Raw genomic sequence first — 19,165 nt, forward strand, 5'->3', positions numbered from 1 at the left:
AATCGCGAACAAGGGTTCGAAAAAACCAGTTCTCAGGTCATCACTGACCCGAAATTGCGAGCGCTAATTCTGTCTGACACCGTAGGAGAGACTTGAATGCCAGACATTTCGCTCAGCGATCCCGCGCCCAAAAGCCAGAGAACACCCGCCGCCTACCATAATCCGATCCGCACAAAAGCGGACTGGGACACGATGCGCGCTGCCTGTGAGGCCGATCCGGGCGCGTTTCATGGCGGCATTGCCAAGCGCACCATCCATTGGCTTGTCAGCAACACAACCGCATCGGCAGCCTGGATGTGCTGGGATGACGCAACCGGAACTTGGACCGGTTGGGATCAGGAAACCGGCGAAGCCGTTCAGGGCGATCAACCGGAAAGCTTCGCGCCATGGGACCGCGCCTTTAATGACGACCAGCCGCCGCATTGGCGGTGGTTCGAGGGCGGATTGACCAACGCCGCATTTAACGAAGTGGATCGGCATGTTCTGGCTGGCCATGGCGATGAAGCCGCGTTGATTTTCGAAGGGGACCGTTGGGATATGTCCCGCAATGACGGGCGCGGCGGGCCGGTTGATTGCTATCCGGTTTCACGACGGGAACTGCTGCTGGAAAGCGCGAAATGCGCCCTGGCGCTAAAGGCGCTCGGCTTGCAGGCAGGAGACCGCATCGCGCTCAACATGCCAAGCATTGTCGAACAGATTTACTGGACCGAAGCCGCGAAGCGTCTAGGGATCGTCTATACGCCGGTTTTTGGCGGGTTCAGCGACAAAACCCTGTCCGACCGTATTGCCGATGCCGGGGCAAAGGTCGTGATCACCGCCGATGGCTGTTACCGCAACGCGCAGATGGTTCCGTTCAAAACCGCCTATACCGATCCGGCGCTGGACAATTTTATCGCTGTCGGGGTCGCCTTGGGGTTGATTGAGGCGGTAGTGGCGGATGCTGGTCTCGGTCTAGAGGCCGCGCACAAGGCCATGATTCTCGAAACGGTTGCGACCTTACTGTCGGGAGAAGTGTCGGTGGAGCGCTCCGACATCATGCGCGGCGTCGGGCAGGCCTTGTCCGCGCTGGGCGAGACCGGGGCATTGACCGTCCAGCAGGCGTCCCAGGTCCGGATCGCCATTGCTACCCGTCTGGTTGACGCCCCGGCGAGGGTGGAGGCGGTTGTCGTGGTGCGCCACACCAATCAGCCGGATCTGATCTGGCACAGCCGCGACCAGTGGAGCGAGGACCTGACCACCGCCGCAGAGACCACGTTGCTTGACGCCGCCCGTTCTGCGGGATTTGAAGTGAACGGTCTGGACGATCTTCTGGCTCTACCGGACACGGATTTTGTGCGGGCGATCTGGGCCAGCTGCCCGCCATTGCCGGTCGACGCGGAATATCCGTTATTTATCATCTATACGTCGGGTTCCACCGGTAAACCAAAGGGTGTGGTGCATGTGCATGGCGGCTATGTCACCGGCATTGCCGCCACGATGCCGGTCGCTTTTGACGCGGCGCCTGGCGACACGATTTTCGTCGTGGCGGACCCGGGTTGGATTACCGGGCAAAGCTATCTGATATCGGCTTCGCTGACTACGCGTGTGACTACGGTGATTACTGAAGGATCCCCGATTTTTCCCCATGCTGGCCGATTTGCATCGATTATCGAACGCCACAATGTCCAGATATTCAAGGCCGGGGTCACCTTTCTGAAATCCGTGATGCAGGATAGTGAAAATAGTGCTGATATTGCAAAATATGACCTTTCTACGCTCAGAGTTGCGACATTTTGTGCAGAGCCAACCTCTCCATCCGTGCAGGACTTTGCCATGGAGCGGATTACGCCGTGGTATATCAACAGCTATTGGGCCACCGAGCATGGCGGCATTGCCTGGACCCATTTCTACGGCAATGGCGATTTTCCGCTGAAACCCGATGCGCATACCTATCCCTTGCCCTGGATTTTTGGCGAGGTGTGGTGCGAAGACCTCGACGCAGATCCAACGCCACCGGTCCGTCTTGCCGGCAATGAAACCGACGGTGTGCACTGGCGACGGGCGGAAGAAGGGGAAAAGGGAGAGGTCGTGATCACCTTGCCTTATCCGTATCTGGCCCGGACGATCTGGGGGAAGGCGCAGAATTTGCCGCAGGCGAGGGCGGGATCAACCCCGAATGGCAAGGGGACAGCGTGCGTTGGTCTTCGACCTACTGGCAACGCTGGAACGGCGCCTGGGCCTATACACAGGGCGATTTTGCCATGCGGCATCGCGACGGCTCCTTTTCACTGCACGGCCGTTCCGATGATGTGATCAACGTATCCGGTCATCGCATCGGAACCGAAGAGATTGAAGGCGCGATATTGCGCGACAAAGCGCTGGATCCCAATTCTCCGGTGGGCAATGTGCTGGTGGTCGGGGCGCCGCATCGCGAAAAGGGGCTGACCCCGGTCGCTTTTGTGACGCCGTCCGCCGGGCGCCAGTTGACCCAGGATGATCGCCGCCGCCTGTCCGATCTCGTCCGCACCGAGAAAGGCGCTCTGGCGGTGCCATCCGACTTTCTTGAAGTGAGCCAGTTTCCCGAAACCCGCAGCGGCAAATATATGCGCCGGATGGTGCGGGCGCTGGTCGAAGATGCGACGGTGGGCGACGTGACAACATTGCGCAATCCGGACAGTCTGGACGAGCTGCGCGATGTGGTTGACCGGTGGCGGAGAAAAACCCAACTTTCCGAGGATCAGCGGCTGTTCGACCGCTACCGCTATTTCAATATCCAGTATAATCATGTCGAACCCCAAAAACGGGTCGCCACGGTCACCGTGTCCAACCCGCCGGTCAACGCCTTGAACGAGCGGGCTATTGATGAACTGGTGATGGTGGTCGATCATCTCGAGCGCAAGGATGACGTGATTGCGGTTATTTTCATCGGATCCGGCAACAGTGCCTTTGTGGCGGGCGCCGATATCCGCCAGATGCTCGAAGAGGTGCAAACCATCGAACAGGCCCGCATTCTGCCAAATAATGCGCAACTGGCCTTTTACAAGATCGAACAGATGAAAAAGCCCTGTATCGCTGCCATTCAGGGCGTGGCGCTCGGTGGCGGGATGGAGTTCGCCTTGGCCTGCCACTATCGCATTGCCGAACCGACCGCCCGGTTCGGCCAACCGGAGATTAATCTGCGCCTGTTGCCCGGCTATGGCGGTACCCAGCGTCTGCCGCGGCTGTTGGCCAGCAAGACCGGGGTCACCGGATTGCGCGATGCGCTCGACCTCATTCTCGGCGGGCGCTCTGTCGATGCGCAGCAAGCCTTGGCGATGGGTGTGGTTGACGCGGTGACCGCGGGATCGGAAGATGTGCTGTCGGCGGCGCATAGTCTGGTTCGCGCTTATGCCGCGGGCACAGATGGAGACGTGCTGAGTCAGGCGCTGAAAGCTCGGCAGGACAGCGTACTCGCCTGGAAAAAGCCGTCGGATATCGATCTGGAGGCCGTGCTCGAGGATCCCTTTTTGCAGCGTATCTTTAAACAGCTGGCGTGGGCAGGGCGCGACAAGGCGGGGCAACGGGCCCTCGACGCCATTCGGACCGGATGGACCGCCGGAACCGATGCCGGCTATGCCGCAGAAGCGGACGCGTTCAGCGCGGCAATTATTGATCCGGAAGGCGGAAAAACCGGTATCCAGCAATTTGTCGACAAACAAAGCCCGCCACTGCCGGTGCGCCGGGATGGCGTCTGGATTGATGCCGATCACGAACCGCGCAAACAGAAATTGATCGAGAGTGGCGACTTGCTTGCGGTCGGAGCGCCCTTTTACCCGGGAGTGACGCCCATACCCAATCTGCAGCTGGCCTTTGGCATCGTGCGCGACCCGGATACCGGCGCGCCCCGGTTTGGCGAACCGGTGGAGCAGGAGCGTGAATTGATCGTTCCGGTCTCTGCGCCGGAACCGAATGAAGCGCTGGTTTACATGCTGTCTTCCGAAGTGAATTTTAACGATATCTGGGCGTTGACGGGTATTCCTGTTTCACCGTTTGAGGGGCATGAGGAAGATGTCCAGATTACCGGTTCCGGCGGATTGGCGCTGGTGGCATCGCTTGGCAGCGCGCTGCGTGCAGAAGGCCGTTTGAGAATTGGTGATATGGTCGCCGTCTATTCCGGCACCAGCGATCTGCTGTCGCCGGCGGCGGGCAATGATCCCATGTATGCCGGATTTGCGATTCAGGGTTATGAGACCAAAACCGGCAGCCACGCGCAATTTCTGACCGTGCAAGGCCCGCAATTGCACACAGTTCCCGGTGATCTGACGCTGGACCAGGCTGGAAGCTATATTCTAAATCTGGGTACGGTCGTGCGCTGTCTGTTCACCACGCTGGCGATTGAACCGGGAAAGACCCTGTTTGTCGAGGGGGCGGCCACCGGCACCGGTCTGGATGGCCTTAAAAGCAGCATCCGCACCGGCCTCCAGGTGACCGGTCTGGTGTCCAGCGAAGAGCGTGCGGCCTATGTTCGGGCGCAGGGTGCTGTGGGCGCGCTGAATCGCAAAGATCCGCGCTTTGCCGCGCATTATACGCAAATTCCGGATGATCCGGAAGCGGCTCGTCAGTGGGAAGCCGACGGGCAGGGGATGGTTGAAGAATATAAGCGCCTCAATCATGGCCGGCTTGCCGACTATGTCGTGAGCCACGCCGGAGAGCGTTCCTTCCCCCGCAGTTTCCAGCTTCTCGCCGAGAACGGAAAGCTGGCATTTTATGGCGCGTCTTCGGGATATCATTTTGGTTTCATGGGCAAATCCGGGTCGGCTCGTCCGGAAGAGATGCTCCGGCGTGCGGCCTTGCGGGGCGGTGAATCGGTTCTGCTCTCTTATGGTCCCGGGTCACAGGAGCTGCTTGATGAGACCGGCCTCGAGATGATCGAGGCCGCACGCCGGTTCAAGGCGCGAACGGTGATCATGTGCACCACCGACAGCCAGAGGGAATTTCTGCAATCCCTGGGACTGGAAGATGCGGTAGAAGGCATGATCAGCCTGGAAACACTCGCGCGGCGTTATGGTGATAATTTTCACTGGCCGGCGACATTGCCCAGTCTGCCGGATGCCAGAACCGACATTGAGGGTTTTAAGGCGGGCGTTCGTGATTACCAGACCCGGACACTGAAACCGTTCGGCAACGCAATCGGCCAGATTTTGCGGTCATCTGACAATCCGCGCGGTGTTCCCGATCTGGTTATCGAACGGGCCGGGCAAGACAGCCTCGGAGTCTCCACATCGCTGGTCAAACCCTTTACCGGGCGGGTGGTCTATGCCGAAGACATGGCCGGACAACGCTTTACCTTCTACGCGCCGCAAGTCTGGACGAGACAGCGTCAGATTATTATGCCGACCGCGACTATTTTGGGAACCCATTTGTGCAACGCGCATGAAGTCACGATGATGAACAGCATGGTTGCCGCCGGGTTGCTGGATGTCACGGATCCGACCATGGTGCCGTGGGATGATTTGCCGCAAGCGCATCAGGCGATGTGGGACAACCAGCATCGCGGCTCCACTTATGTCGCGAACCATGCTTTGCCCGCCAATGGCCTGAGAAGCCGGGATGAATTGTTAGAATATTGGGCTGCCCAAATGGTGGGGGTGTCGTCGGACTAAGAGTAGAGCGGTTCACAATGAAGGGGGTTGGCGCAGATCCGTCTATGTGCAGTTCAATAAGATTGATAATATATATTATGTTAAATTAATTACCCGGCCCCGATGATGGCGGCTCCAATATCATTTCCTGCCCTTCGACGCGCCAGCTTTTCATATTGGACAGAAAATTCATCCCCAACACATTGGCATCGCCAAATTCTTCGGCGACAACCACGGGCAGATCGAGCGCGACCATGGGGCCGACTTCCAGCGTCTGGATGCGTCCGCGCTGCGCTTCAACCGTGCCATTTGCGGTATTCAGGTAAACTGGAAAGCCACTGTCATCAATTTCGATTTCTGCGGCACGCGCAACATTCAGCGTCATCGCGGTTGTCGTTGCGCCGCTGTCGATCAGAAACCGCACGGCCGTTCCATTGACCTGAGCATTGGCCCAATAATGGCCGTCCGCTGATTGGCGAATGCGCAAGGTGCTGCCGACAATTTGTTGTTTTCCTTCACCGGTCAATTCGCCGGTAACCCGCTGCCAAACGCCCATAATTTCATTCTGATAGGAAAAAGCGACGATGAATATGGCAAATATGGCCACCCAGCTGAGCGCGGTCCGCACAATTTCTCCGAACCCGATGCGTCTGGAGAACAAGGCGCTGCCGACCAGAACCAGGGCGCCGATCGCAAAGAGCAGGTTAATATTTTGATCTTCCGTCACGTCTAAATCTCTATCACATATCCATCATAAGCGGGACGAATATCTTCCGGTAATTGTTTACAGAGTTGAGCATAATCCATGGATTTATCCATATGGGTCAACAGGCTGAACGCGGGCTTTACAGCGCGGATCAATTCCAAGGTCATATCGAGATGGGAATGGGTCGGATGCGGCTTGGCGCGGAGCGCATCGACCACGAACAGGTCACTATCCGCGTAGATTGTCCGCATGGCGTCGGTGACTTCGCCAAAATCGGTCGCGTAACAAATTGCTTTGCCATCATGCTCAAAGCGCAGGCCGGCAGATGTTATGCCGCCATGCGGCTGATCCACCACGCGCACCGTGATATCGCCAATTTGCATCACGTCGTCCAGTTCGTGCCCCGCACAAATGGAGGGGTAATAGGCATGGCCGGCGAAGGCATAGGAAAAACGCTGTTTCAGGCTGTCTAGTGTGAACTGGCGCGCATAGCTCGGAATCGGTTCGCGGGTGCGATGAAAAACCTGTCGCAGATCATCAATGCCGTGGCAATGATCGGCATGGTCGTGAGTCCAGATCACATTGTCGACCTGGCCTATACCGCAGTGCAAAAACTGGCTTCGCAAATCGGGTGAGGTATCCACCAATATACTGGTTGTGGGGCTCGCGACGATGATCGACACCCGGCTGCGCCGGTTTTTCGGCTCGTCGGGATCGCAGTCGCCCCAATCATTGCCGATCCGCGGTACGCCAGATGACGTGCCACAGCCCAAGACCGTGAGCTTCATGGACGCGCTTTGTCGAACAAGCGATAGAAATTCTCTGCCGTAGTCTGGCAGAGTTCAGAGTAATCCTCGCCTCTCAGCGTCGCCAGAAAGTGCGCGGTATCGGCGACAAAGGCTGGTTCACCGGTCTTGCCGCGATGCGGGACCGGGGCGAGAAACGGCGCATCTGTTTCGACCAGCAGCCGGTCCTGCGGCAATTTGGCCGCTGTGGCCTGCAAGTCCTTGGCATTCTTGAACGTTACGATCCCGGAAATGGAAATATACAGCCCGAGATCAAGCGCCTTGTGAGCAAATTCTTCGCTGGCGGTAAAACAGTGGATCACACCTGTGAAGGCGCCCTGCTCCATTTCTTCGGCCAAAATAGCCGCGGTATCGGATTCGGCGTCCCTGGTGTGCACAATGATCGGCAAACCGGTTTCCCGTGCGGCGTGAATATGGGTTCGGAAACTGGTCCGTTGTCGCTCGCGATCGCTATGATCATAATAATAATCCAGCCCGGTCTCGCCAATGGCCACGACCCGCTCATGCTGTGCTTCGGTGACCAGTTTTTCGAGATCAACATCGGGATGCGCATCGGCTTCATGCGGATGAATACCGATACTCGACCAGACATCCGCTTCGCGTTCTGCGGTGGCGACGATATCCCGCCACTCGCTTTCCCGGGTCGATATGTTCAGCATCGCTGTCACCCCGCTGCTCCGGGCGCGGTCGAGTACGGCCGCCTGCTCTTCGATCAGACCCTTGTAATTGAGATGGCAATGGCTGTCGACGAGCATGGTCTAGCCCTCCCCTTCGGCAACCGGCATATCCAGACGTGGGAAAATCGCGGAAGGCGCCGGAATGGCGCGTGCGGGCGCAATCATCTGATCGATCGCATCAAAGCTCCGCTGATCAGCGGGCTGGGCCAGCAGATCGAGCATTTGGTGGCAGCTGTCGGGAATAACCCATTGCAACATGATCGCGAGCCGCCGGATCGCTTCGGCGGTGTAATAGAGCACCGTATCGGCCCGCGCGGGATCGGTTTTGCGGAGCGCCCATGGTGCCTGATCGGCAAAATACTGATTGGTAGCGCTCAACCGCTCGCGTATGGTGTCAATCGCCAGGTGAATCGGATATTCACCGCTGTCCATCGTCGTCACCATGGTTGAGAAACTTGATTCAAGATCGCTGATAAGCTGTTCTTCAGACTCTGTTTTTTCACCGGGGACAGGAATTTTTCCACCGCAATTCTTGGCGATCATCGACAAGCTGCGCTGGGCAAGGTTTCCGAAATTATTGGCAAGATCTGCGTTGGTTTTGGTGACGATCATCTCGGCGGAATAGCTCCCGTCCTTGCCAAAATTGACTTCGGACAACAGAAAATAGCGCAATTGGTCAACCCCAAAGGCCGTGGCCAGCGCCATGGGGTCGACAACATTGCCAACCGATTTCGACATTTTCTGACCACGGTTGAGCAAAAAGCCGTGCCCGAAAATCTGCTTGGGCAGCGGCAAGTCCGCACTCATCAGGAAAGCCGGCCAATAGATGCTGTGAAAGCGGACAATATCCTTGCCGATAATATGGGCAATATCGCCGCCAACATCCCAGTATTTCGGGTAAAATTCGGTCTGTTCCGGATAGCCGAGACCGGTCAGATAGTTGGTCAATGCATCGACCCAGACATACATGACATGGTTCTCGCTGCCGGGTACTTTTACGCCCCAGTCAAAGCTCGTCCGCGACATGGACAGGTCATTGAGGCCACCTTCGATAAATTTGATCATTTCGTTCCGGCGGCTGTCAGGCTTCAGAAACGCGGGATGGTCGGCAAATAGTTTCAACAGCGGTTCGGCATATTTGGACAAGCGGAAAAACCAGCTTTCCTCGACCGTCCACTCAACCGGTGTGCCCTGGGGCGACAATCTTTCCTTATTGTCCCCTTCCCCTTCGGCTTCGATCAGTTCGCTTTCGTCATAATAGGCTTCATCGCGAACCGAGTACCAGCCTTCATAAGTATCGAGATACAGATCGCCCTTTGCCGCCATGGCTTCCCAGATTGCGGCGCTCGCCTTGTGATGGTCGGCTTCCGTGGTGCGGATGAAGCGATCATGGGAAATGTTCAATATCTTGCACATCTCCATGAATTGGCTGGTCATTTCATCGGCGAGTGCTTGCGGAGCGATGCCCTTTGCCTCGGCCGCTTGTGCCATTTTCAAGCCATGTTCATCGGTTCCGGTCTGGAACCGGACGTCCCGCCCCTGCAAGCGCCGGAATCGGGCAATCGCGTCGGTCGCAATCGCTTCATAGGCATGGCCAATATGCGGCGGGCCATTGGGGTAACTGATGGCCGTTGTGATATAAAAGGGTTTGGACATGATCTGCTTTCTCGAATCCTCGCTCGGTTGGAGGCGTTTCGCTTCTCTTTATGCTTGCTCACGGTGATCGGCAAGCGATCCCATCAGGCTGCCGAGGCGGAATATGACGGCCTGGCTGTCCAGCGCCTTGGGCCCGGCCATGGCCGAGAGATCCGTGGCTTCCCGCCATATTGCAATGGCAGCGGGATTGACCGGGGATCCGGGTGATTTGATATGCTGCGCAATCAGTCCCGGCGCCCGGCTCAGAAACGCCTGATAGCGCGCGGTTGCTGCCTTCAGGGATAATTTGCGGGCCAGTTCGCTTTTGACCGCATTGCTGCGGTCGCCTCTGTGCATGATTTCTCGGGCCATTGTCTCCAGTTCCGCCAGACCTGCATTGCTATATTGCAATGCGCGTCCGGGCGATCCTTCTCCCGCAGCGATGACGGCGTGCAATTCCTCGCCCACCAGCTGGGGCGCCAGATTGCGAAGGATTTGCTCCATTTCCGCATCCGACAGCGGATCAAAACGCAATATCTGGCAGCGCGACCGGATGGTTGGCAAAAGCCGTTCGGACGCGTGACTGACCAGCAAAAAATACGTGTTTGCAGGCGGTTCCTCGAGGTTTTTCAGCAACGCATTGGCGCCGCCGCGTTCCAGATCATCGACCGAGTCTATGACCACGATCCGCCGCGAGGATATCGATGCCTGGGTGGCAAAAAGCGATTGCAGCGCGCGGATCTGGGCGATGCTGATATTGCGCTTCAGCTCATGCTCTTCCAGTGATGCCAAGCCTTCGTCGCGCGCCTTGCGCTCTTCCTTGTCGGTTTTTCCACCGCGTTGAACGAGACGAAAGTCGGGATGGGAACCCGCGGCCAGCAATTTGGCATTGGGACTGTGCGGAGCGAGGTTGAAGCCCTGGCCCGTTTCGGTGGACCCCGGCGGCGCATCGAGCAGAAACTGGGCGGCCTCGAGCGCGAAGCCGGCTTTCCCCAAGCCGCGGGGACCGGCCAATATCCACGCATGGTGCAGGCTGCCTTTGGCAAAGCTCTGACAGAATATCTGCCTGGGTTTGTCCTGACCGAGAAATGACGTCATGGCGTCAGCCTATCAAATCAGCGAGATTGTGCAGCAAATTTTCGGTGATCGCCTCGACCGACTGACTTGCATCAATAAGTTTGACGCGATCCGGCTCCTGTGTCGCATAGCTGCGGAAATTCGCCATGACAGCCTGGTGATAGGTCAGAATCTCTGCCACCAATCCGATCGCTATCCCCGCGATCCCGCGCGACAGCGCGCCGGGTTGCGACGTCTTCGGGAAGATCCAGAACAAAGGTGCGGTCGGGCATTAATCCGTTGCTGCCTATCGCGTGTAACGCCAGGATTTCCTGATCGGACAAGGTCCCGTCGACGGTCTGATAGGCCCGGCTGCTGTCAAGATAGCGATCGCTGATAATCCATTCGCCGCGGTCCAGTGCGGGTCGGATCAATCTTGCGCCATGTTCCGCACGTGCCGCGGCGAAAAGCAGCGCTTCGGTCCGCATCGTCCATTTTCCATCCTGCCCGCGAAGAAGCAGATCCCGGATCGTCTCTGCGCCAGGTGTACCGCCAGGCTCGCGCGTCAGGTGGACGGTCAATCCCTGCGACTCCAGCGCTTGCGCAACCGCTTTTGCCTGAGTCGACTTTCCCGTCCCTTCGCCACCTTCAAGAGTGATAAACCGCCCCGCCATCCTATCGATCAACCCAGACCAAACAAGGATTTCAATCCCGCCCAGACGCGGTCGAAAAAGCCAGCTTCGTCGACCGCCTCTCCAGCCACAAGCGGCATGGACTGCGCGCCGTTTGCACCGGTATCGACCACCAAGGTCGCAATCGGCTGACCGGCAGCAATCGGGGCTTTGATCGGCCCGTTATAGCGCACGGTCATGGATAAATCGGCATCAGATCCCTTGGGCAGTGTGGCAAACAGGTCTTTGGGGGCAACCAGAGAAACCGATGAGGCGTTGCCAAGCTGGACTTCTGCGGTCTGGACCTTGGCGCCCTTTTTGAACAGGGCTTTCGGTTCCCAGGCCTTGAAACCCCAATTCATGAAGCGCACCGATTCATCGATCCGGTCACCATAGCTGGTCAAGCCGGCGAGAACGGAGACGATCCGCCTGCCCTTTTGTTCCGCCGACCCGGTAAAACCAAAGCCGGCTTCTTCGGTATGCCCGGTTTTCAGACCATCAGCGCCCTGCACTTTGCCGAGCAGCGGGTTGCGGTTGGGCTGGGTAATCGGTTCACCGCTGTTAGTTTTCCCCCAACTAAACTCCGTTAGCCCGAAAAAGTCTTTGTAAAGTTTAGGAAAATCATCCGACAGTCGCGCACCCAAGATACCAAGATCGCGAGCCGTAACCAGTGTTTTTCCTTCGTCCGGCCAGCCGGTGCTGTTGCCAAACCGGCTATTCTTCATCCCGATACGCTTGGCGGTTTTGGTCATCAGCTCGGCGAAATTATCTTCGGTGCCGGCAATGGCTTCAGCGAGCACCACGCTGGCATCATTGCCCGACAGCGTGATGACGCCGTGCAACAGGTCTTTCATCGTCGGCTTGTCATCATGCATGAGGAACATGGTCGAGCCCTGCCCCTTCCATTTTTCCCAGGTGGCCCGCTGGATATCAACCTTGTCGGTCAATTTGGCCTTGCCCTTGCTGATCTGGTCAAACGCCACATAGACGGTCATCATTTTCGCCATGGATGCGGGCGGGATTTGACGATCGGCATTTTTCTCGAACAGCACGGCACCCGAGGACAGATCGGTCATATAGGCAATCGGGGCTTCGGTTTCATAAGAGACGGCAGAGGCAGCGGCGAACGGTAAAACCGAAAGAGTCAGGAAAGGCAGCGAGGCCTGCAAGAGTTTGTGCATGAAAGTCCCAATTTACTGCGATATATTCAATATAAGCGGCTCATTTGCCGGCGCGAAGAATCTTGGCGTTGCCATAGCCTTTTTGACGCGCCTGCGCCAAGCCGTTTTCGGCTTCTGCCTCTGAACCATAGGGGCCATAACGCACGCGCCAGATCCGGCCCGTGCCATCAGACATGACTTTTGCCCCGATTTTGCGCGCCAGGCTCTGGGCGCGATTCTTGTCGCTGAACGCGCCAACCTGCACCACATAGCCTTTTGTTGTGGCTCGTGGTGGCGGTGCCGCCTGTTTTGCGGTGGACGGGCTGTTGTTCGGGCCCTCGATAATGAATCGACCGTCTCGCGATCCCGATACCGGTCTGGCGCCCTTCTCGACAGGAACATAGGAAGCGCCGACACCGCTGGCGTTGACGGCCTTGCTGGCTGGTCGTGGTTTCACCATCGGCGAACGGGTCGCCATTGCCGGGCGCGGTTGTTTGGACAGGTTTTTGCGCAATATTGTCAGCAAGGAATCTGGCGTGGCGATGCGTTCGGTGGCAATGCCGCCATTGCGCAAAACCGCCCGCTCCTGCTCATTCGGATTGACTTTGCGGACACGGACACCGGCAACGCCCTGGGCATCAATCCCCAACTGCTTGGCCGCGCCATGGGACAGGTCGAGCAACCGGTCATTGGCAAATGGCCCACGGTCGTTGATCCGGACCAATATCGTTCGACCAGTATCCAGGGCTGTAACCTCGACATAAGTCGGCAGCGGCAATGTCTTGTGGGCGGCGCTAATGCCATCGGGATTGAAGCGCTCGCCATTGGCCGTTTGATTGCCGGCGAGCTCGTCGCCATACCAGCTGGCATAGCCGACTTCGTCATAGCCCTGGACATCGGCGGGCGTATAGGTCTTGCCGCCGACCTCATAGGGTTCACCAATTTTTACCGGTTGATCGGAAACCGCGCCAAACGCATTGCTGGCAGCAACCGGTGGTGCGGTTCTTGAAAGATTGTCGTCAACCCCGTCGAAACTGCCGCAGCCCGCCAGCAGCATCAAAGCAGTGCTGGCGCCCCAGAAGCGTGCGTTTCCTACCCTATTACCTTCGAATTTCATCGGCCAATAACCCCACTGACAATGCATAAAAATTGGAACAGTTATAATCCAGAATGACCCGGTAGTTTCCGGTGAGCAAATAGGCGGTTTGGCCCGGACCATCTGGCTCAAGCAATGTTGCCATCATGTCGGAACCCAATGTGCGACCGGAAATTGGCGCGACGCCCAGGGCGCGCCATTCGGCCATGCTTTTCCACTGGCTATGCCGTTCGTGCACGCGCGGACACCGCACCGCCTTGGTGCGGTTGGCGATCGCTGCGCGGTTCAATGACGAGGGGACCCGTACGGCGACGCCCCATGGCTGTCCGCGGCGCCACCCTGCATTGACGAAATAATTGGCGATCGAAGCCACCGCATCATCTTCGCTGTTCCAGATATCGGCATAACCATCGCCATTGCCATCTTTTGCCAGGCGCAGATAAACTGATGGCAGAAATTGCGGTTTGCCCATCGCGCCAGCCCAGCTGCCCTTCATCGCGGACTGGGGCACGCCATTGTCGATCATTTTCAGGACAGCGAGAAATTCGCCCTCGAACAGCGATCTCCGTCGTCCCTCATAGGCCAGGGTTGCCAGCGCCCGCGGGATATCAAAATTCCCGGTGATCCGGCCATAATTGGTTTCATGCCCGTAAATCGCCATGATGACGGGACCGGGGACACCGGTTTCGCGTTCCACTGCTGCCAGTTTTGACACCAGTTGGCGGTATTTTGCTTTTCCGCCATTGATCCGCGCGGCATCGACATGGCGACGTTTATAGGGAGCGAATGGCGGGATTGCGCTATTCGGCCGACCACCGGGTTGGGATTGGTCCAGGCGGATCACGCGGGGATTATAAGTCAATCCGGGCAGCACCCGATCGAGCGTGCGCTGGCTGACGCCCTGCTGCAGCGCTTTGCGACCGACCTCCTGCATATAGGCATTGAACCCGCTATTGGATTGCACCTGGGCCTGGGCAACGGGAGCGCTGACATGCGAAGGCACAGCCATGAGAAAAAGGCCTGCCACGGTTGCCGCTATTGTCTTACGCATGAAAAAACTTCCCTTCTTCAACATGTTGTCGCACAAAGCGGGCAGCAGGGGAATCCCTAAATGTCGCAACCGCGCCACCGCTCATCGGATAACCCGATGAAGCGCAAACAAACATAGCAAATCCGCCCGCGCAGTGAAATTTCTTTGCGCTTTTAAATCAACAGCGTTAGGAGGCGATCGGCTCAAGCGGACAGGTGGCAGAGTGGTCGAATGCACCGGTCTTGAAAACCGGCGAGGGTGCAAGCTCTCCGTGGGTTCGAATCCCACCCTGTCCGCCAGCTAGCCGCCAATCCTGCAGATGATATCGAAAGACAATTGCGCGAGGCTGTGTTGTTTTTGTCCGACGCCGGATGTCTTTATACTTGAGGGTGCAAGCTTCTCTTGCGAACGGGACAATAGTCGGCTTATTGCAATGTAGCGCGCAGCGGAAACGGAACGGACCGCAACGCGAGCCGGGGGGCATCAGCATTGGGCGATCAGCCAAAATTATATTCGGTACAAATGTTGCGCTTCATCGCGGCAACGCTGGTTGTGCTGTTCCACGCGCATCTCGGCGTTTCCACACGGCTCATGCCGGAAAAAGCCGATCCCGGGCAGCTCTATCTGTTTGGTTTTGGCGCTGTTGGTGTTTCGATATTCTTCGTGATCAGCGGCTATATCATGGTGCACACCAATGCGCGCGCCGATCAGACTTTCAACGCCTGGCAATTTCTCATCCGCCGGATGATCCGGATCTATCCGGTCTATTGGATCCTTGCCCTGCTTTATCTGCTGGTCAATTCGGCTTTGGGCACCAGCTATGATTTGACTGTTGCCAAACTGGTTTCGGCTTTCCTGCTGATGCCCAGCCAGGCAGCCTTGTTCATCGGCCCGGCCTGGACATTGTCCTATGAACTTTATTTCTACCTGATCTTCGGGATAGCCATGCTGTTCGGGCTGTGGCGGGCGCTGCTTTTGATGACCCTATTTTTCGGTTTGTCCATGGCGATTGGCATTATCAACAAGCCGGAAGATGCGACGCTGCTGGTCATGACGAGCAGCCATTTGATCGAATTTCTGTTCGGGATCTGGATTGCCTATGTGCTGCGCGCACAGCACCCACCGCGGTGGTTGGGTACCGCGGCGCTTGGCGCGTCCCTGCTGCTCTTCGCGCTGGGACTTATATGGGGTTATGATCGCCTGCCTGCCGCCGCTGTCTGGGGCTTGCCCAGCGCCTTGCTGGTTTTGGGATCGGTTGTCATGGAACGCTACCATTGCCCGTCATGGCTCCGCAAGATCGCGGTTTTGGGCGACAGTTCCTATGCTTTATATCTGATCCACATCCTGATCATCATTGTCATGACCTGGGTGGTCAAGTCGCTTGGATGGGCCGATGGGCCGGTGCTGTTCTGGACGGTGATATTTTCCGGGGTTGGCATTGCGGTCGCGCATATTTTTCACCGCACCGTCGAGGCACCGGTCACGGCGTTTCTGAAGCGCCGGGTGCGCGGTCGTCAGTGACCGTCAATAAGCGTTGGGATGCACCAGCACCTTGATGGTGCCGAACAAAATGGTCACGTCCCGCCACATCCGCCAGCCTTCCAGATATTCGAGATCGGATTGCAGGCGCATTTCGAGATCTTCCTGCCGGTCGGTTGCGCCGCGATGGCCGCGGATCTGGGCGAGCCCGGTGATCCCCGGTTTCAACGCATGCCGCAACCAGTAGCGCTGGTTGATTTCCCAGAATAATTTGTCTCCGGCCAGCGATCCCAGCGCATGGGGTCGTGGTCCGACAACGCTCATTTCGCTGCGCAGGACATTGATCAACTGCGGCAGTTCATCAATACTGGTCTTGCGGATAAAATTGCCTACGCGTGTGATGCGTTGATCATTTTTCTGCGTGGACTGGTCACCCTTTGTATCAAGGGAATCCGACCGCATACTGCGAAACTTGTAGATGCTGAAAATCCGGTTGCCCTGCCCCACGCGTGGTTGACGGAAAAATACCGGCCCGGGACTGTCGAGCTTGATCGCGATCGCGACAACCAGCAACAGCGGCGCCAGAAAAATCAACAGTGGAATCGTGACCGCCAGATCAAAAGCCCGTTTCTTGAGCCGATTGACGAGGTTCAACGTTCCGCGTGACACAATCAATGTGTCATTGCCGTCAAAGTCGCCGAGGCCGATAGCACCCAGATTATTGGCGCCGTTGACAATCAACTCTCCGGTCACATCGGACCCCTTCAGGAACAGCGACCAATCAGCCCGCCGTTCTCGCGTGCACGCAACGATCACCCGGTCATAGCCTTGGACAAGTTCCGAAAGGTGCGACAACATATGCGGATCCATCGGATCGGGATAGAGTTTCTCCGCTTTCGCATCGACGCAATACATGCCGTTTTCAAACGGAATTGGCGGGACACCATCGAGGATCAGCAATTGGTCAATGACCAGTCCGCGAAATTTCCACCAGATGATCTGGTGGACACAAAAACGTCCTACAGCGATCAGCATGGCGCTGGCCGCAAAGGCGAAACCAAATGCGAGACGGGAAATATCCGTGCCGGTTTGCGAAAAGAAGGTGAACATCATCACGATGAGCGCCGCGGCCAGCAAAGCAGAAAATGGCCGTCTTACACTTTCCGAGAGGCTTCGCAGCGAATCAATCGAATAGGAATCGCGGGTGAAGGCAAACATCAGGAATATCGGCACGACGAGCAGGACAATGTGATAGCCTTGCGGGGACAACCATTTGTCCTCCCGCAGCAGACCGGCGAGCAAGAAAGCCGATACGATGGCCAATACGTCGAGAATCTGGAGAAGCAGATATAGCGACACACGCACAGAACGCAGTGGCCATCTTAAATCGGCAACTCCGTCTAGTTTTTGCTGTTTATACGGGTAGCTTTCGTCCAACTAACGCACCATAATCTTCACACTGTCGTGCGACCCAATCCTCGGAATAGATCATTTCATTGGTAAAGGCCACCAACTAATATTTTGTTAACCAAATTTGACAAGTTGGACCAAATCTTTGTTTTTTAGGACAAAACGATTGGTATTGTCTCTGATTGACACGGGATGCCGCGACACAGCGCCAATTCTGACTGGATTGAGCTGCCAATCATGCGCACGCAGATCTGCTTGAATTCGGCAATGGAGCGATTGGTGAGTTTCTCACTATTGGGAACAATGGCGCGCTGCCTTTGGCGAGGACAGGCTTGGGTGAGAATGAGAAAGCTCTACAGTCCGTGGCGAGACGCGCGTTCTTCCCATCGCCAGGCGATGAAGCAAGATGGCCTCAAATTTTTAGATTATCACCGCCGTAAATCATCGCTGATACCAGCGAAGACTAGCCAAATATCAAGAATCCCAGCCCGACAAGACCGGTCCACAATAATGTACAGGATCCAATGATCACCAGCATACTGCTCAGACCGCTCAACTTTTCGTCGTTGGGCTGCAGAACGGGTTGGTTTATTTTCTGCGCCAGCTCATTCTGGAGTTCTCGCGCAGGAGACGGGACATAAGCGCCGCCGCCATCGCCAATAGCTTGCAGATCGGCCGTCTTGGACGGATTTTCTTCCGCCTCCCGGTCGGTCGCGGGAGCGATGAATGTTTCATCATAGCGATATTTACGGGCGTGCATAACAAGTCTCCTGCCCTGTTAATGGCCGCCAAATAGTTTCCCAATTGTTAAAGATGTGAAAATTTGATGAAATTTGTCATGAGCACAAAAAAGGCGGCCAATCTTTCGATCAGCCGCCTCTTGGCAATATTGAAGTTTTGAAGTTAAGCGTAAGACACGGAAGTCTTCACAGACTTGCGCCGGCGCATGGCGGTACCAATTGCACCAAAGCCGAAAATCATGAACGCCCATGTTGCTGGTTCAGGTACGGCGTTGATCGCGACATTGTCGATCTCGAACGAGTTGCCCGGTGTTTCGAACCGCAGTTTCTTGGCCAGGCCAAGATCGGTGCCGGTAAACCGGATATTGACGATCGGGTTCAGCTCTTCGGCCGTGTAAGGCAGGCCACCAGGTGCGCCGAGATCGAGCAACTGGGTGCCGGTGAGCGAAAAGATCACATTGTCGCTGGCATCAAGAACCGACAAGACATTGGCGAAATCGACAGAACCCCAGATGAAGCTGATGTCTTGCAGATCACCAACAACACCCGACAGATCGAGAGTGCCAGGGCTGCCATCAGCAGCGCCGGATGATGCATAGAAACCCGTGGAACCCAAAGGCGCCGTATGAACACCGGAGATCGTTCCGGTCACAACCGCGCCACCGGTAAATTCGGGGGTTGGCGATTCAAAATCGATAATAACATCGGCCAGGGGCGGCGGGGTATAAACCGCATCGCCAGCCGTGTAGGAAACCACGATTGCGGCGTTTGCCGATGTGGAGCACAAAAGTGCCGCCAATCCTGCGGCTTTTGCTATTGTCTTGATCGCCATAAATACTACCTTCGAAAACAAAAAAATATTCACAAAAACGTGAACGGGGTGCGACTTGCGATCAGGCACTAACCGGAAAACGCTGATTCGTAAAGCTTTTGTTTACCCTTATTGGCTTCGTTTCCGGGCTTTTTGGCGTTTTGTTTCCATTTGGCACAACTGCACAAGCAGGTGTTAAATGCGCGCCAATATGGATGCAATTGGGTCGCATAGAGGCCGGCGGCCTTGGATTATCACGGCTATATGGCGGTTATATGGTGGTGTTGA

The 19,165-nt window shown here is 56.6% G+C and carries 15 protein-coding genes and 1 tRNA gene; 4 read left to right on the forward strand and 12 right to left on the reverse strand.

What is annotated here, in order from left to right:
* The first annotated feature begins 96 nt into the window (after positions 1 to 96).
* Together ACZ1GS_RS08390 and ACZ1GS_RS08395 are read left to right on the forward strand one after the other, a co-directional pair.
* Complete coding sequence (locus ACZ1GS_RS08390) at positions 97 to 2,292, forward strand: AMP-binding protein (RefSeq protein WP_472698004.1); 2,196 nt, start codon at positions 97 to 99, stop codon at positions 2,290 to 2,292.
* Positions 2,241 to 5,621 (forward strand): enoyl-CoA hydratase-related protein, encoded by a 3,381-nt coding sequence (locus ACZ1GS_RS08395; RefSeq protein WP_472698101.1) that lies wholly within the window; start codon positions 2,241 to 2,243, stop codon positions 5,619 to 5,621. Before ACZ1GS_RS08390 ends, ACZ1GS_RS08395 begins: the two co-directional genes overlap by 52 nt.
* Positions 5,622 to 5,706: 85 nt before the next feature.
* Here the strand turns inward: ACZ1GS_RS08395 and ACZ1GS_RS08400 are convergent, their stop codons facing one another.
* The 9 genes from ACZ1GS_RS08400 to ACZ1GS_RS08440 all read right to left on the reverse strand — a co-directional run bounded on the left by ACZ1GS_RS08400 (position 5,707) and on the right by ACZ1GS_RS08440 (position 14,458).
* Positions 5,707 to 6,327, reverse strand: a complete 621-nt coding sequence (locus ACZ1GS_RS08400) for a retropepsin-like aspartic protease family protein (protein ID WP_472698005.1) — start codon at positions 6,325 to 6,327, stop codon at positions 5,707 to 5,709.
* A gap of 2 nt (positions 6,328 to 6,329) precedes the next feature.
* On the reverse strand, positions 6,330 to 7,094 hold the full coding sequence (locus ACZ1GS_RS08405) for an MBL fold metallo-hydrolase (RefSeq protein ID WP_472698006.1): 765 nt from the start codon (positions 7,092 to 7,094) through the stop codon (positions 6,330 to 6,332).
* Positions 7,091 to 7,867: a TatD family hydrolase gene (locus ACZ1GS_RS08410; protein WP_472698007.1), complete on the reverse strand. Its 777-nt coding sequence runs from the start codon at positions 7,865 to 7,867 to the stop codon at positions 7,091 to 7,093. Before ACZ1GS_RS08410 ends, ACZ1GS_RS08405 begins: the two co-directional genes overlap by 4 nt.
* 3 nt (positions 7,868 to 7,870) lie before the next feature.
* On the reverse strand, positions 7,871 to 9,445 hold the full coding sequence (metG, locus tag ACZ1GS_RS08415; protein ID WP_472698008.1) for a methionine--tRNA ligase: 1,575 nt from the start codon (positions 9,443 to 9,445) through the stop codon (positions 7,871 to 7,873).
* A 48-nt stretch (positions 9,446 to 9,493) separates the two neighbouring features.
* Entirely contained in the window at positions 9,494 to 10,522 is a 1,029-nt protein-coding gene (locus ACZ1GS_RS08420) for a DNA polymerase III subunit delta' (RefSeq protein WP_472698009.1), read from the reverse strand.
* A 71-nt stretch (positions 10,523 to 10,593) separates the two neighbouring features.
* Positions 10,594 to 11,154 carry a dTMP kinase gene (tmk, locus tag ACZ1GS_RS08425; protein WP_472698010.1) on the reverse strand — a complete coding sequence of 187 codons (561 nt, stop codon included), beginning with the start codon at positions 11,152 to 11,154 and terminating at the stop codon, positions 10,594 to 10,596.
* Positions 11,155 to 11,162: 8 nt separating this feature from the next.
* Entirely contained in the window at positions 11,163 to 12,332 is a 1,170-nt protein-coding gene (locus tag ACZ1GS_RS08430; protein ID WP_472698011.1) for a D-alanyl-D-alanine carboxypeptidase family protein, read from the reverse strand.
* A gap of 40 nt (positions 12,333 to 12,372) precedes the next feature.
* The gene (locus tag ACZ1GS_RS08435; protein WP_472698012.1) at positions 12,373 to 13,428 is read right to left on the reverse strand and encodes a septal ring lytic transglycosylase RlpA family protein; all 1,056 of its coding nucleotides are present in this window, start codon (positions 13,426 to 13,428) and stop codon (positions 12,373 to 12,375) included.
* The gene (locus ACZ1GS_RS08440) at positions 13,412 to 14,458 is read right to left on the reverse strand and encodes a lytic murein transglycosylase (RefSeq protein ID WP_472698013.1); all 1,047 of its coding nucleotides are present in this window, start codon (positions 14,456 to 14,458) and stop codon (positions 13,412 to 13,414) included. The genes ACZ1GS_RS08435 and ACZ1GS_RS08440 overlap by 17 nt, the downstream gene beginning before the upstream one ends.
* A gap of 188 nt (positions 14,459 to 14,646) precedes the next feature.
* Between ACZ1GS_RS08440 and ACZ1GS_RS08445 the strand changes: the two genes are divergently transcribed.
* Together ACZ1GS_RS08445 and ACZ1GS_RS08450 are read left to right on the forward strand one after the other, a co-directional pair.
* A tRNA-Ser gene (locus ACZ1GS_RS08445) sits at positions 14,647 to 14,736 on the forward strand.
* Positions 14,737 to 14,926: 190 nt separating this feature from the next.
* Positions 14,927 to 15,958 carry an acyltransferase family protein gene (locus tag ACZ1GS_RS08450; protein ID WP_472698014.1) on the forward strand — a complete coding sequence of 344 codons (1,032 nt, stop codon included), beginning with the start codon at positions 14,927 to 14,929 and terminating at the stop codon, positions 15,956 to 15,958.
* Positions 15,959 to 15,961: 3 nt separating this feature from the next.
* Here ACZ1GS_RS08450 and ACZ1GS_RS08455 read toward each other — a convergent pair whose 3' ends face one another.
* From ACZ1GS_RS08455 to ACZ1GS_RS08465, 3 genes are all read right to left on the reverse strand, one after another.
* Positions 15,962 to 17,281 (reverse strand): sugar transferase, encoded by a 1,320-nt coding sequence (locus ACZ1GS_RS08455; protein ID WP_472698015.1) that lies wholly within the window; start codon positions 17,279 to 17,281, stop codon positions 15,962 to 15,964.
* Between the two features lie 508 nt (positions 17,282 to 17,789).
* Entirely contained in the window at positions 17,790 to 18,086 is a 297-nt protein-coding gene (locus ACZ1GS_RS08460) for a hypothetical protein (protein ID WP_472698016.1), read from the reverse strand.
* A 143-nt stretch (positions 18,087 to 18,229) separates the two neighbouring features.
* Entirely contained in the window at positions 18,230 to 18,898 is a 669-nt protein-coding gene (locus ACZ1GS_RS08465) for a PEPxxWA-CTERM sorting domain-containing protein (RefSeq protein WP_472698017.1), read from the reverse strand.
* Between the last annotated feature and the right edge of the window lie 267 nt (positions 18,899 to 19,165).

This window comes from Parasphingorhabdus sp. W113, assembly GCF_055693205.1.

Excerpts from the sequence above, each read along its gene's own strand:
- ACZ1GS_RS08395 (WP_472698101.1), top strand. The coding sequence starts at position 2,241 with ATGCGGCATCGCGACGGCTCCTTTTCACTGCACGGCCGTTCCGATGAT.
- ACZ1GS_RS08420 (WP_472698009.1), bottom strand. The coding sequence starts at position 10,522 with ATGACGTCATTTCTCGGTCAGGACAAACCCAGGCAGATATTCTGTCAG.
- ACZ1GS_RS08440 (WP_472698013.1), bottom strand. The coding sequence starts at position 14,458 with ATGCGTAAGACAATAGCGGCAACCGTGGCAGGCCTTTTTCTCATGGCT.
- ACZ1GS_RS08405 (WP_472698006.1), bottom strand. The coding sequence starts at position 7,094 with ATGAAGCTCACGGTCTTGGGCTGTGGCACGTCATCTGGCGTACCGCGG.
- ACZ1GS_RS08460 (WP_472698016.1), bottom strand. The coding sequence starts at position 18,086 with ATGCACGCCCGTAAATATCGCTATGATGAAACATTCATCGCTCCCGCG.
- ACZ1GS_RS08430 (WP_472698011.1), bottom strand. The coding sequence starts at position 12,332 with ATGCACAAACTCTTGCAGGCCTCGCTGCCTTTCCTGACTCTTTCGGTT.
- ACZ1GS_RS08465 (WP_472698017.1), bottom strand. The coding sequence starts at position 18,898 with ATGGCGATCAAGACAATAGCAAAAGCCGCAGGATTGGCGGCACTTTTG.
- ACZ1GS_RS08390 (WP_472698004.1), top strand. The coding sequence starts at position 97 with ATGCCAGACATTTCGCTCAGCGATCCCGCGCCCAAAAGCCAGAGAACA.
- metG (WP_472698008.1), bottom strand. The coding sequence starts at position 9,445 with ATGTCCAAACCCTTTTATATCACAACGGCCATCAGTTACCCCAATGGC.
- ACZ1GS_RS08410 (WP_472698007.1), bottom strand. The coding sequence starts at position 7,867 with ATGCTCGTCGACAGCCATTGCCATCTCAATTACAAGGGTCTGATCGAA.
- ACZ1GS_RS08435 (WP_472698012.1), bottom strand. The coding sequence starts at position 13,428 with ATGAAATTCGAAGGTAATAGGGTAGGAAACGCACGCTTCTGGGGCGCC.
- tmk (WP_472698010.1), bottom strand. The coding sequence starts at position 11,154 with ATGGCGGGGCGGTTTATCACTCTTGAAGGTGGCGAAGGGACGGGAAAG.